This is a genomic window from Salinicola sp. 4072 (genome assembly GCF_036663415.1).
GTDB classification, from domain to species: domain Bacteria; phylum Pseudomonadota; class Gammaproteobacteria; order Pseudomonadales; family Halomonadaceae; genus Salinicola; species Salinicola salarius_A.
The window spans coordinates 120,221-133,490 of record NZ_JAXOVV010000004.1 but is presented as its reverse complement, the minus strand read 5'-3'; the positions used below and the strand labels follow the sequence as shown (position 1 = coordinate 133,490).

Here is a 13,270-nt window from a genome sequence, read left to right as displayed (position 1 = left end):
CCGGTAAATGTGACAAGCCACGTCCCTCGTGAACATTGGGGGCAATCGGTGAACGATGACATGGGGATGACGAAACTGCGATGAAAGGACATCCCCGGCAAAGGCTTGCGCTGTCGACCTCGAGTCGGCGAAGGGTAGCCCCGAGCCGGTGGAGGAGAGCCCTGAGTCGGTGAAAAATGGCCCCGGAACGAGCAGGGGACAGTCATCGCGCATGCCATCGAAGGCCGTATTGCCAGGATTGGCTGAATGTGGGCTGGGATGATACACCTGCGCGCGCGCGCCGTCATGCCGCGCGGGTGGCTTGCCCACGAACGCGTCGCGGGAGCCGGCGCCTCGGCGGCAGGAATGCCGACGCCGCGGCTGCTAGAATGCGCGCTCTGTCGTCAGCCGTGAACGGTGCTCTCCTTTCAACGAGCCTCATCCTTTAACGAGAACATCCTTTAACGGGCCTCATCCTTTAACGGTAATTGCCATGCAAGCGTCTTCGCGCGCCATCACTTCCAGTCAGCAGGGGCCGCACCAGGATCTGGTGCGCCGCGTTCAGCGTGCCCGGGACAGCGCCTGGCAACGTCCGCCCGCCGAGCACACGCGGATCGCCTTCGAGGGGGCGGCACAATGGCTGGCGGACCAGAATCGCCCGCTGATTCTCGACGCCGGTTGCGGCGTGGGCCTCTCCACGCGCCGGCTGGCGGAGCGCCATCCCGACCACGCCGTGATGGGGGTGGATCGCAGCGAGCAGCGGCTGTCACGAGACCATGGCACCCTGCCGGACAACGCGCTCCTGGTGCGCGCCGATCTGGTCGATTTCTGGCGCCTGGCGATGGCTGCCGAGTGGCGGCCGGCGCGGCACTTCCTGCTCTATCCCAATCCTTATCCCAAGAGCACGCAACTCAAGAAGCGCTGGCAGGGGCATCCGGTCTTTCCGGCGATACTCGCCCTCGGGGGCGTGCTCGAGTTGCGCTCCAACTGGGCAATCTACGTTCAGGAGTTCGCGCTGGGCGTGAAGACGCTCCGTGGCCTCGACGGCGAGATCGACGCCTTCACGCCGGAAGGCGCGTTGATGACGCCGTTCGAACAGACTTTCCTGACGCCGTTCGAACAAAAATATGTCGAGAGCGGCCAGACGCTATGGCGCTACCGTGTCGATCTGTCGACGACGGGGTTCGACGCAACTGCCTCGGCTGAATCGGACTCAACCGAATCGACTTTCACCGAGTCGCCCTCAACCGAGTCTCCCTCAACCGAATAGGAATCAAGCCCGATGAGCTATCTGCTGCTAGCGCTGGCGATCGTCGCCGAAGTCGTGGCGACCAGTTCGCTGAAAGCTTCCGCCGGCTTTTCACGGCTGCTGCCGAGCGTGATCGTGGTGGTCGGCTACGGCTTCTCGTTCTATGCGCTGTCGCTGGTGCTCAAGTCTTTGCCGGTCGGTATTACCTACGCGATCTGGGCGGGACTCGGCATCGTGCTGGTGACGGTGATCGGCATCGTGTTCTATGGCGAAAAACCGGACCTGCCCGCTTATCTGGGCATGGGGCTGATCATTGCCGGCGTCGCCATCATCCAGATGTTCTCGCGTCTATCGTCGCACTGAGATTCTCGTCACTCTGGCGTCTTTCCTGCCGCTGGCGCTTTCGTCACGATCACGTCTTCTGCCACAGGAACACGACACCGGGCATCGCATTCACAGTGAGTTAATTGGTACGCTCTGGATGAGATTGGCCCTCATTTTTCTTTGGAGCGAGCATCCCATTATGCGGCGATGGCTAGGTCGAAGTTCTCTGTTTCTCGGTGCGTTATCCCTTTCTGTCTTCACCATCGCCGCGCAGGCGGCCGGGTTCGAGCATGTCGCCCGGCTGGCCGACAAAGGTTTCGCGATCAGCGCGCAGGCACGTCTGCTCGATAGCGGCGAGGTTCTCGGCGCCATCAATCCGGCGCAGTCGTTGTCACCGGCTTCGGTCACCAAGCTGTATACCGCGGCCGCTTCGCTGGATCGCTGGGGGCCGCAGCATCGCTTTACCACGCGTTTCGTCTCCACCGGCACGCTCGATGGTAACGGCGTGCTGCACGGCGATCTGGTGCTGGAGGGCGGCGGGGACCCGGCGCTGACCTCCGAAGAACTCTGGCGGTTGATCCAGAAACTGCGGGAGCTTGGCGTCTCCAGCATCGATGGCCAACTGGTGGTCAGCCAGTGGCGCTTTGGCCCGGTCACCTGCATTACCACCGACCGCTGCGAGACGCAGACGGAAGGCACCAACGCCTACGCGGCGCTGCTCTCTTCCGCCGCGATCAACTACGGCAGCTGGTGCGCCACGGTGATGCCGGGGATCGTCGGGCAGCCGGCGCGGGTCACCAACTGCGATACGGTGGCACCGACCATTCGCATCGAGAATGACGTCACTACCGTTGCTGCTGGCGGTTCGGCCAAGCTCTACGCCAGGCGGATCACCGACAGCCAGGGCGATACGCTGCGGGTCAGCGGGCAGATACCGGCCGGCAGCTATCCGCGCCCGGTCTACAAGGCCAGCTCCGATCCTGCCGACCAGACCGGCCAGACGCTGCTGTCGCTGCTGCGCCAGTCCGGTATTACGGTCAGCGGCGGCTATGCCGTCAGCCGCCAGGCGCCGCCGTCCACCGCGCAGGCTCTGGCTGCCGTCGAGGGCAAGCCGCTGCAGGAGTTGTTGCTGCGCACGCTCAACTACTCGAACAACTTCATGGCCGATACGCTGGCGCTGGACCTGACTTCCGGCACGCAGCAGAACCTGACGGACGCCGGCCGCGAGCTGGAACGGTTCGCCACCAGCCTGCCGGGGCACAGCGCGGTGACCCTGCGTAGCGGCAGCGGCCTGACGCCGGAAAATCGGGTCTCCGCGCAGAGCGTCAATGCGCTGCTCGGGGCGATGTACGGACGCGCGTCGCTGTTCCCTACCTTCGTGGCCGGCATGCAGGTACCCACCAACGGACCGATGCACTTCATCCGCCGCGGTAGCCAGACCTTCCAGGACCATGTGATGGTCAAGACGGGAACGCTCAACGAGCCGGTGACGGTACGCGCCATTGCCGGCTATTTCCGTACCGAGAGCGGACGCTGGGGCAGCTTCACGGTGCTGGTCAACGGTACCGCGTCGACGCCTTATCTTTCCTGGCGGGAAACGCTGCCGATGGTCTCTGACGACCTGACCGCGATGATCGAACGCCACTAACCCGCAACCCGACGCGGCGGCCGGCCCGTTTCCGGTCGCCCTGTCATGATCGGGACGCGCTTTCCGTGCGTTCTTTTGAAGAGGACATCATCGTGCTATCACGCCTTAAACCCTTGCTCGCCGTCTCGGTGACTGTCGCTGTCGCCATGATCGTATCGGGCTGTGCCACGAGCAGTAATACCGTCGACGACACGCAGACTGCCAACGAAGCCCTGGTCGGCACCTACTGGAAGCTGATGACGCTGGATGGCCAACCGGTGGCCGTGGCGGACAACCAGCGTGAGGCGCATCTGATTCTCGGGGAGGACGGGCGCGTTTCCGGTTCGACCGGCTGCAACCGGTTGATGGGCAGCTACCGGCTTGAGGGCGATACGCTGACCTTCTCCCGGCTCGCTTCGACCCGGATGGCGTGCCCGGGGGACATGGCGATGCTCGAACAGGCGTGGTTGGCGGCGCTTGCCGAGACGGCGCACTATTCGATCGCGGACCAGTCACTGGAGCTGCAGAACGCTGACGATCGAGCGCTGGCCGAGTTCAAGGCCAACGCGCTGTATTAGACTGCGCGCCTAGACTATGCGCCAGGCTCTCGGCCTGACGATTTCTGACCTGATGATTTCCGAGCTGACGACACCTGACCTGATCATGAGTACCGAACCTTGACCCTGATCGACTGCGAGTTCGGCCCGCACGGTGAAGCCGTGCTGGCGATTTTCAACGACGCCATTCTCAACACCACGGCACTCTACGAATACCAGCCACGCACCAAGGCGTTCGTCGAGAACTGGTTCCAGGCCAAGCACGATGGCAATTTCCCGGTGATCGGCATGCTCGACGACGAGAGTGGGCGGCTGATGGGCTTTGCCAGCTATGGCCCGTTTCGCCCCCATGCCGCCTACCGCTACAGCGTCGAGCACTCGGTCTACGTGGATCGCGACTTTCGTCAGCGCGGCGTGGCCCGGCAATTGATGACGGCGCTGATCGAGCGCGCCGAGGCGCAGCAGTATCACTCCCTGATCGGCGGTATCGACGCTTCCAACGCGCCGAGTATCGCGCTGCATGAACAGCTGGGCTTCGTCCACGCGGGGACCGTGCGCCAGGCGGCCTACAAGTTCGATCGCTGGCTCGACCTGGCGTTCTATCAACGGGTGTTGGCGACGCCGACCAACCCTGGCGTGGATTGATCAGGGCGTCTCGCCGCGCTGACTCGGTTGCGCTCTGACGGCGCTGCCGGTCTCGCCGTTGTCGTTGATGACGTCTGTCGGTGTGCTGGGCAGGGCATCGGAGCCGATTGCCAGCCTGTCGGCGTCGGCCATGTAGACTTCCTGGCTGCTGCGCAGGAACAGACAGAGTTCGCGGCCGGCCTCTCCGTTCATATCGTTCTGTGGCCCGTCTTTCTGTGAATAGTGGCCCTGGATCAGCAATGCCGTCATGCCCGCTTCATCATCGAACAGTACGGGGTCGCCGGCTGGCGCGGCATCTGGAAATCGACTGGCGTTCTGGCACCGTTCGACGACGGCGCGGTCGTGTTCTGCCCATGCCGCAGCGCTGGAGGCGTCGGCGGCGCTGGCCAGCGTGAACAGGGCTGCAGCAAGGGCGATGGGGGGCGAGTTCGGGATCAACCAGCGCATGATAGGGCGTGCCTCGTTCCGGTGAGTCGAAGTGCCGGTGAGCGTGGCGAGCCTGTCGTATTCGCCATCGCATGATCGGCATGAATCTTTTCATGGGCCGTCTTGGCCCGTCGTTGGAGTGTAGACCTCGCATGGCGATACCCGTTGCGTTGCTGTTCCTGGCCGTCGTGTTCTCGACCTCGGTGCTGTCCGGCGTGTTCGGCATGGCTGGCGGATTGATTCTGCTGGGCTTTTTGCTGGCCTGGCTGCCGGCGGCAACGGCGATCGCGGTACATGGGGTGATCCAGCTCTCCGCCAACGCATCGCGGGCCTGGCTGTCGCGCCGATTCATCGCCTGGCGCATCGTCGGCATGATCGCCTGCGGTGTGCTGATCTCGGCGGCCTTGCTGATGCTGGTGCGCTATTCGCCCAGCGAGACGGTAGTGCTGATCGTGCTGGGGCTGATGCCGGTGATGGTGTGGATTCCCAAGCGCTGGTTCCACTTCGATGTCTCGCGGCCCGGACACGCGGTCATGTGTGGCATCGTTTCCGGCGGCCTGACCATCGCCGTCGGGGTTTCCGGCCCGACCATCGACATCGGATTCATCCGCACCCAGCTCGACCGGCGCACCGTGGTGGCCACCAAGGCGACCATCCAGGTCATCGCCCACAGCCTCAAGATTCTCTTCTACTGGCAGGCGGCTATGGCGATGGACAGCGGCGAATGGGGCTGGGTGGCGCTGGCGATCCCCTTCGCGTTTCTGGGAACGCGCACCGGCAACCTGATCCTGTCGCGGCTGACGGACGCCGGCTTTCGCTACTGGACGCGCTGGATCGTCACCGTGGTGGGCGCTTATTACCTGATTCGTGGCTTGATGGGGCTTCTGGCCTAGCCAGGCTCCCACCCGTTCAGCCCTGCGATGGGCTGACGCCGAAATAGCGCTTGTACTCGCGACTGAACTGCGACGTGCTGCGATAGCCGACATCGGCGGCGGCGCGCGCGACGTTGACGCGCTGCTGGGCCAGCAGCACCCGGGCCCGGAGTAGCCGCAGGCGCTTGAGATACTGCACCGGCGAGAGTTGGGTCACGCGCTTGAAGTGGTGGTGAAAGTGCGAGGCGCTCATGTTGGCGCGCTCGGCAAGCGCCTCCACCGTCAACGGCAGGGCGAAATGGCGATGCAGATAGCTCAGCGATTCGGCGATGCGGGCATAGTGTCCATGTTGCTGCACCAGCTGGCGCAGCGACTGGCCCTGCGGACCGTTGAGCGCGGCAAACAGGACTTCCCGTACTCGGCCTGCGCCCAGCGCGCGGCTGGCGTGTTCATCCTGCAGGCATGACGCCAGACGTTGCACCGCTTCCGCCATCGGTGCATCGAGGGCGACGGCAGCCATGGGCTCGGGAGAGCCGCGGTCGAGAGGGGGCGGCGCGGGCAGATGGTGCACCAGCTCGCTCAGCATCAACGGATCCACGCCGATGGAGAGGCCCAGTAACGGAGCGTCGGAGCGGGCGATCGTCTCGCATTCGAACGGCAACGGCATCGCCTGTACCAGATAGTTGCCGGGGCCATAGTGAATCACCCGTTCCCCCAGGTAGCCGACCTTGTCTCCCTGCGCGATGATGAACAGCCCCGGCTCGTAGATCAGCGGCGTCCGCGAGTGGCTGCATTCCGAGGCGATCAGTTTGACGCCGTCGATGGCCGTGTCGGAGAAGCCGTCGGTGCTGGCCAGCGGCGCCAGCGTTCGGGCCAGCTGGGACGCCCAGGCGTCACGGGCGTTCGAGGGGCCGAAAGCGGGATCCCGGGATGCACGATCCTGAAGAGAGGAGGCGGGAAAGCAATCGAGCATGGCGACCTCGCGCTGGTGAAGGTGAACAAGGTCAGCGTATTGTGCATGAGCAGAGCTCGATAGGGGTAATGGCCTTGCGAGATCCGGAGGATCGAGCAGATGTTGCGCAGGAAACGGCATGGCTGCCGAGGACGTTGTGGACCACACTGTGCCCACGATCCCGTCCATTCACCCATCGTTATGGGGAGTCAGAAACATGGCACAAGCTACTGCCACACCTGCCAAGGGTTATGCCGCGCATTCCGCCACCACGCCGTTGGCGCCCTGGAACTTCGAGCGGCGTGCGCCGCGTCCGGACGATGTCTCGATCGAGATCCTCTACTGCGGCGTCTGCCACAGCGATCTCCACTTCGCCCAAGACGACTGGGGCATGGCCTCCTATCCGGTCGTGCCGGGCCACGAGATCGTGGGCCGCGTTACCGCCGTGGGTGACGAAGTCAGCCAGTACCAGGTCGGCGATCTGGTCGGCGTCGGCTGCATGGTCGACTCGTGCCGCGAGTGCAAGGCGTGCAACGCCGGCCTCGAGAACTACTGCGCCGAAGGGTTCGTGATGACCTACGGCAGCCCCGACAAGCACGACGGCACGCTGACGCAGGGCGGCTATTCCGACAAGGTCGTGGTCAGCGAGCGCTTCGTGGTGCGCATGCCCGACGGCATCGATCTTAAATCCGCCGCGCCGATCCTGTGCGCCGGCATCACCACCTATTCGCCGCTGAAGCACTACGGCGTCAAGCCGGGCGACAAGGTGGGTGTCATCGGCATGGGCGGCCTGGGTCACATGGGGGTCAAGCTCGCCAAGGCGCTGGGTGCCGAAGTCACGCTGTTCACGCGCTCCGAGTCGAAGAAAGCCGAAGCGAAGAAGCAGGGCGCCGACCATGTCGTGATCTCCACCAGTGAAGACGAGATGGGCGCGATCACCGAGACCTTCGACTTCATGCTCGACACGGTGCCGGTGCAGCACGACATCAACCCGTATCTCAACGCCTTGAAGCCGGATGGCACTCACATTCTGGTCGGTCTGCTCGAGCCGATCGATCCGGCGATTTCCGGTGCCAATCTGGTGTTCCGTCGCCGCGTGCTGGCCGGCTCGCTGATCGGCGGCATGCCGGAAACCCAGGAAGTGCTCGACTTCTGCGCCGAGAAAGGCATTACCTGCGACGTCGAGATGATCAACATCGATCAGATCAACGAAGCCTGGGAGCGGATGCAGAAGGGCGACGTGAAGTATCGCTTCGTCATCGACATGGCGTCGATCAAGGACGTCTGATAGCGAGAGCTACGACTAGCGCCAGCTTCGGGGCGCTGTGGACAGTAGCTACGAGCTACGAAAACCGCCAGTGACAATGTCACTGGCGGTTTTCGTTACAGGAGCAACACACCGATTTCGCGGCTCGCGGCTCGCGGCTCGCGGCTCAGGACTGAACCCTGACCAACCCCTCCTGCGCCGTCGACGCCACCAGGCGGCCTTCGCGATCGAAGAAGCTGCCGCGGGCGAAACCGCGGGCGCCGCCTGCCCAGGGGCTTTCCATCACGTATAGCAGCCACTCGTCGATCTTCGGGTCCTGATGGATCCACAAGGCGTGATCCAGGCTGGCGATACGCAGCCGCGGGTCGCCGAATTCCACGTCATGCGCCAGCAGCGAGGTCAGCAGCAGGTTGAAGTCCGAACTGTAGGCGAGCAGGTAGCGGTGCAGGGCCGGGTCCGACGGCATCGTGCTGCCGCCCATGCGGAACCAGATCATCCGCGAGGGCGGGCAGTCGTGGCATTCTTCCACCGTGATGAACTCGACGGGATGGCCGCGAAAGCGCTGGTGGACCGCCTTGCCCTCCGCCAGCAACGCTTCCGGCGACGGCACCGATGGCGCCTCGGGCTGGTGATGCAGGCCGTGTTCACGCCCCTGGAAGGAAGCGCTGCAGAAGAATATCGGCTTGCCTTTCTGAATCGCCGTGACCCGCCGCGTGGTGAAACTGCCGCCATCGCGAACGCGATCGACGGAATAGACGACTGGCAACTGGGCATCGCCGGGGCGCAGGAAATAGCCGTGCAGCGAATGCAAAAAGCGGTCTTCGGGGACCGTGCGGGTAGCGGCGGCAGCGGCCTGTCCCAGCGCTTGCCCGCCGAACAGCTGGGGCAGGCCCAGGTCCTGGCTCTGGCCGCGGAACAGGTTCTCTTCCAGCGCTTCCAGGCCAAGAAGCTGGATAAGGTCGTTCAGCGCTTGTGTCATTCGGGTATCCTTGATGGCGCGTCGATTAAGGCTTTTCGAACCAGATTCGTCACGAGTATATCCTGCTCGCCGACGACTCGCCGCGACGCCGGATGGGCAATACGGGACGGTCATGATACGTAGCGACGAATTCTACATGCACCGTGCGCTGGAGCAGGCGCAACGGGCGTTTGACAGTGGCGAGGTGCCGGTTGGTGCCGTGGTGGTCGATGCGGCGGGTGCGGTGATCGGCGCCGGCTACAACTGCCCGGTCGAGGGGAAGGACCCGACCGCTCATGCCGAAGTGCAGGCGCTGCGTAGCGCGGCGCTGGCATTGGAAAACTATCGGCTGGACGAGTGCTCACTCTACGTCACCCTTGAACCCTGCCTGATGTGCGCGGGCGCGATCATCCATGCCCGCATTCGCCGGGTCGTCTACGCCACCGCCGAACCCAAGGGCGGCATGGTCGAATCCCGTGCCAATCTCTTCGCGCAGCCCTGGTTCAATCACCGCGTCGAGATCGACGGGGGCGTGCTTGCCGCCCCGGCGAAGCGGCTGCTCCAGCAGTTCTTTCGGGAGCGTCGTCAGCGTGATCCGTTGCCGGGATCGTCTTCGAGCTGAGCCTGAAGGGGCGCTTCTGCCTGACCCTGTGGCGTCGACTCGGCCTGCTCGGTGAGAACGACACGATTGCGACCTTCCTGCTTCGCACGGTACAGCGAATCGTCGGCGGCCTGGAGGATCCGGTTGCGCTGTAACGGAAGCGTATTTGTGACGCTGACCCCGATGCTCAGCGTTACCGGCTCGTCGTCGGGCAGGACGAGGCCGCTGTCGATAGCCGCCAGGCGTAGTACCTCGGCGATCTCCGCGGCCGTCTTACGGTCGCAGTGGGGCAGACAGGCGACGAACTCCTCGCCACCGTAGCGAGCGAACATGCCGCCGGCATGCTCAACCGGCAGGCGGCAGTATTGGGCGATTACCTTGAGATAGCGGTCGCCTTCCAGATGGCCGAAGTGGTCGTTGACGCTCTTGAAGTGATCGAGATCGCAGATCAGCACCGCCAGTGGCAGCGGATCCGGGTAGGCGTCCATCCAGCGCAGCAGTTCGCGCCGGTTGGGCAACTGGGTCAACTCGTCGTGACTGGCGATCCATTCCACCTCCTGCTGAAGTCGCTTGCGCTCCTTGATCTCTGCTCGTAACGAGGCGTTGGCCTGGTTGGCCAGACGGTGTTGATGCGCCAGACGCCGATAGATGTAGAGCACCATATGCAGCAGATAGGCGAGCAGGATGCCGAAGATCAGGGTGATTTCCGGTAGCCTGCTCCGCATCGCCTGTAACCAGTGCAGGGAGGGCCTCACGCTGAGCGTGAGCCGGTCGGTGCCCAGGGCGACGGTCTGCTGGTATTGCCATTCGGCAAGAGCGCCCAGCGGACCGTAGTGAAAGTAGAGTTGGTTATTACCACTGAGCGTCACTGCGCGATCCTGGTTGGGCGTCTGCTCGAGCAGCGAACTGAGCAGGGTGTCGACGCTGACCACCATTCCCACCGCACCGCGCAGCGTTCCATCGACGACATCGCGCACCGGCAGGTAGCTGATGACTCCGCGCCCCCCCTGAAGGAAGTCGACGATACCGGTCTGGCCTTCGATGCCGTAGATCAGGGGCCGATCCAGAGCCTCCCTGGGCTGGGAGCTCGCCGAGTAGAGATTGGTGCCAAGCACGGACCGGTTGCCGCGTAGCGGATAGACGCGGATGACGGTGCCGTCGGGATCGATGAAGGCGATATTGCGGAAGTAGCCGAAATCGTCGTGATAGGGCTTGGCCTGCTGCTCCCACTCCGAGCGCGTGGGCACGTGTCCCAGCATGTTCCAGAAACTGGTGAAGCGTCGCATGGCCTCGAGATGTGATGCCGTTTCCGACGCCATCAAGGTCGCGATGTCGTTACCTTCGCCGGCAGTGGTCTCGTGGAGACGCAGATTGTCGGTCTGGCGCTGCTCCTGCCAGCTGATCATCGCCAGTAGCGCGATCGAGCCGCCAACCAGGAGCGGTGGCAGAATTCGCCGCCAGTAGCATCGTAGCGTCGGGAAAATCGCCAGGCATTGCGCGGCCCAGAATAGCCCCAGCGCGGCCAGCATCGGCAGCGGGATCCCGTTCAAGCTGGAGGCATATTCCGGCGGCGGTGTCAGCGAGCGATAGCCCAGCCAGGCGCCGCCCATGGCCACCAGCAGCAGAATGATCGGAGAGCCCAGTCCCAGCCGCGACAGCAGCAGCACGTTGAGGATCAATCCGAATGTCATGCACAGCGCGAGGATGGGCGGGCGGCTGTGGAAGAGCTCCCAGTGGCCCGGCAGGAGATCGAGCCAGCGTTGCCAGAGATCGACGCTGACCCAGTCCTCCGCGATCAGGAAGCTGGCGATGATCGCCAGGGTCAGGATGCCGGTAGGAATCAGCAGCCAGCGGCTGGTCCGGATCCAATGGCGATAGGCAACGAACTGACCCAGCCACAGCAAGCCAAGCAGCAGCAGAAGAATCCATCGTTGATCTGGCTCGCCACCTGGCCAGAGACCCAGCAGTAAAGCTGGAAGCGCCAGGTACAACGACAGACGGGACAACACCATCGACATAGACGTTAGAGTTCTCCACCACGGCTGCCGATGACAGCTCAACGATAATCCCATGGCAGCAGACTAGAACAACCGATCACAACAGAGGAGCGACGGTTTCCAGAGGCGTCGTTTCCCCCTCGAGTGCGCGTTCCCCTAGCAGGTTGAACTGCTGCTGGCTGCGATTGACGTACTTCAATATTTCGTAATAACGGCGAATGTTACGCACGTAAATTACCGGTTCCCCGCCACGAGCATAACCGTGGTGTACCCGAGAATACCATTCGCGATCCTGCAGCAGCGGCAGCGCTTCGCGAACGTCGGCCCAGCGGTTGGGATCGCCACCGCGCAGACGGGCGATATCCTGGGCATCGAACAGGTGTCCGAGCCCGACGTTGTAGGCGGCCAGGGCCATCCAGGTACGGTCCGGCTCGGGGATGTCTTCGCCGAGGCGCTGCTTGACCTGAAGCAGGTATCGCGCGCCACCGTCGACGCTCTGGCGAGGATCGAGTCGATCGTCGATGCCGATCTCCTTGGCGGTGGGGCGTGTCAGCATCATCAGACCGCGAACGCCGGTCGGTGACTCGGCGTCGGCTTCCCAGTGCGACTCCTGGAACCCCAGCGCCGCCAGCAGGCGCCAATCGAAACCGGTCTCGCGCGCGGCCTCCTTGAAGTAGGGGAGAAAACTCGGCAGGCGGGTGCCGATGTGATGGATGAAAAGCCGTGCGGCGACGTACTCGAGGTAATCGTCATGGCCGAAGTACCGTCCGATGAGCTCGTCCAGCCCGCCATTGCGCCGCTGTGTCTGGAGAAAGTCGTTGGCGGCGCTGAGAAGGTCGATCGGCTGATCTGCCGAAAAGGCCCAGGCCAGGCTCATGGGTTTGCCCAGCGCAAAGCCGCGCTCGACGTTGGGGAAGAACAGGCGATTGAGCTTGAACTGGTGGGTATAGACGACGGCGGCATCGAGGTCGTCGCGCTCGACCATTTCCATCAGGTCGGCAATGGTCAATCCGTCCGCTTCGCGCCAGCCGAGCCCCGGCAGATTCTGCTGCTGCGTGTGCAGCGCCTCGGCGTTGCCGGAGTTGGCAATGACGCCGATACGCAGCCCCACGAGATCGTCCAGCGTGCGCACCGGCGGCAGGCCGCGGCGATAGACCACCAGCGGCTGCAACGTCAGGATCGGCTTGCTGTAGCGAATGCCCGGTCGGCTCAGATCCAGAGACAGGGCGGCGGCGCCCATGTCCGCCTTGCCGCTGCGCACGTCGTCGAGGACATCGTCGATACGGATATTGCTGTCGACCGCCAGACTGACGCCCAGCGATTGCGCGAAACGCCGCACCAGTTCGTATTCGAATCCGGTCGGCCCATGTCCACCGTTATAGAAGGTGATGGGGCCGTTGCGAGTCGCGACCTGCAGGAAATCGCGCTTGCGAATCGGATCGAGCCCGTCACTGTAGCGCAGCGCAAACTGAGCGGGGCAGAGAAGCGTCGCCAGCGTCAGCAGCACTGTCAGCGCGAGTCGCAGACGTGTCAGGAGCTTGGACATGCAATGGGATCGGTGACAGCGTGACGGCACACCATAGCCGGCCGCCGTCTCTCTGTCATCCATTCGCTATCGCGCCACGCACCCCGAAACGCGGGCATCACGCGTCGATCGTGGTGGTATCTTCCTGACCGGATTCACGGCTCGCGACCGAGACCCGCGTGTTGACTTAGCGAGCGCCGCCGCTTTCCAGTATCATGTCGCCCTGATCCCGGCATCGCTGCCCCGTCTCGCTGAAGACCAACGCGATCCTCGACCGTCCTGGAGGCTTTC

Annotated in this window: 13 protein-coding genes; 8 read left to right on the top strand and 5 right to left on the bottom strand. The window is 63.7% G+C overall.

Annotated elements, in window-relative coordinates; all coding sequences use genetic code 11:
- The first annotated feature begins 472 nt into the window (after positions 1–472).
- The 5 genes from trmB to R3F72_RS05210 all read left to right on the top strand — a co-directional run bounded on the left by trmB (position 473) and on the right by R3F72_RS05210 (position 4,381).
- The gene (gene trmB / locus R3F72_RS05230; RefSeq protein ID WP_332779081.1) at positions 473–1,249 is read left to right on the top strand and encodes a tRNA (guanine(46)-N(7))-methyltransferase TrmB; all 777 of its coding nucleotides are present in this window, start codon (positions 473–475) and stop codon (positions 1,247–1,249) included.
- 12 nt (positions 1,250–1,261) lie between these two features.
- Entirely contained in the window at positions 1,262–1,591 is a 330-nt protein-coding gene (locus tag R3F72_RS05225; RefSeq protein ID WP_303854135.1) for a DMT family transporter, read from the top strand.
- Positions 1,592–1,751: 160 nt separating this feature from the next.
- A complete protein-coding gene (dacB, locus tag R3F72_RS05220; protein ID WP_303854136.1) occupies positions 1,752–3,200 on the top strand; it encodes a D-alanyl-D-alanine carboxypeptidase/D-alanyl-D-alanine endopeptidase in 1,449 nt (482 codons plus the stop codon).
- 65 nt (positions 3,201–3,265) lie between these two features.
- Positions 3,266–3,757 carry an META domain-containing protein gene (locus tag R3F72_RS05215; protein ID WP_332779080.1) on the top strand — a complete coding sequence of 164 codons (492 nt, stop codon included), beginning with the start codon at positions 3,266–3,268 and terminating at the stop codon, positions 3,755–3,757.
- A 99-nt stretch (positions 3,758–3,856) separates the two neighbouring features.
- Positions 3,857–4,381: a GNAT family N-acetyltransferase gene (locus tag R3F72_RS05210; protein ID WP_303854139.1), complete on the top strand. Its 525-nt coding sequence runs from the start codon at positions 3,857–3,859 to the stop codon at positions 4,379–4,381.
- On the opposite strand, the gene R3F72_RS05205 is transcribed toward R3F72_RS05210, so the two are convergent.
- Entirely contained in the window at positions 4,382–4,828 is a 447-nt protein-coding gene (locus R3F72_RS05205; RefSeq protein ID WP_303854141.1) for a hypothetical protein, read from the bottom strand.
- Between the two features lie 131 nt (positions 4,829–4,959).
- Between R3F72_RS05205 and R3F72_RS05200 the strand changes: the two genes are divergently transcribed.
- Positions 4,960–5,700: a TSUP family transporter gene (locus tag R3F72_RS05200; protein WP_332779079.1), complete on the top strand. Its 741-nt coding sequence runs from the start codon at positions 4,960–4,962 to the stop codon at positions 5,698–5,700.
- A gap of 16 nt (positions 5,701–5,716) precedes the next feature.
- Here the strand turns inward: R3F72_RS05200 and R3F72_RS05195 are convergent, their stop codons facing one another.
- On the bottom strand, positions 5,717–6,652 hold the full coding sequence (locus tag R3F72_RS05195; protein ID WP_332779078.1) for an AraC family transcriptional regulator: 936 nt from the start codon (positions 6,650–6,652) through the stop codon (positions 5,717–5,719).
- A gap of 196 nt (positions 6,653–6,848) precedes the next feature.
- Here R3F72_RS05195 and R3F72_RS05190 point away from each other — a divergent pair, with 196 nt between their 5' ends.
- Positions 6,849–7,919 (top strand): NAD(P)-dependent alcohol dehydrogenase, encoded by a 1,071-nt coding sequence (locus R3F72_RS05190; RefSeq protein WP_332779077.1) that lies wholly within the window; start codon positions 6,849–6,851, stop codon positions 7,917–7,919.
- A 145-nt stretch (positions 7,920–8,064) separates the two neighbouring features.
- Here R3F72_RS05190 and R3F72_RS05185 read toward each other — a convergent pair whose 3' ends face one another.
- Positions 8,065–8,877 (bottom strand): acyl-CoA thioesterase domain-containing protein, encoded by an 813-nt coding sequence (locus R3F72_RS05185; protein WP_332779076.1) that lies wholly within the window; start codon positions 8,875–8,877, stop codon positions 8,065–8,067.
- A gap of 115 nt (positions 8,878–8,992) precedes the next feature.
- Between R3F72_RS05185 and tadA the strand changes: the two genes are divergently transcribed.
- Complete coding sequence (gene tadA / locus R3F72_RS05180) at positions 8,993–9,478, top strand: tRNA adenosine(34) deaminase TadA (RefSeq protein WP_332779114.1); 486 nt, start codon at positions 8,993–8,995, stop codon at positions 9,476–9,478.
- Here the strand turns inward: tadA and R3F72_RS05175 are convergent.
- Positions 9,442–11,475 (bottom strand): sensor domain-containing diguanylate cyclase, encoded by a 2,034-nt coding sequence (locus R3F72_RS05175; RefSeq protein ID WP_332779075.1) that lies wholly within the window; start codon positions 11,473–11,475, stop codon positions 9,442–9,444. The two genes, tadA and R3F72_RS05175, sit on opposite strands and share 37 nt — an antisense overlap.
- Before the next feature lie 76 nt (positions 11,476–11,551).
- Positions 11,552–13,000 (bottom strand): membrane-bound lytic murein transglycosylase MltF, encoded by a 1,449-nt coding sequence (gene mltF, locus R3F72_RS05170; protein ID WP_332779074.1) that lies wholly within the window; start codon positions 12,998–13,000, stop codon positions 11,552–11,554.
- Positions 13,001–13,270 lie beyond the last annotated feature (270 nt).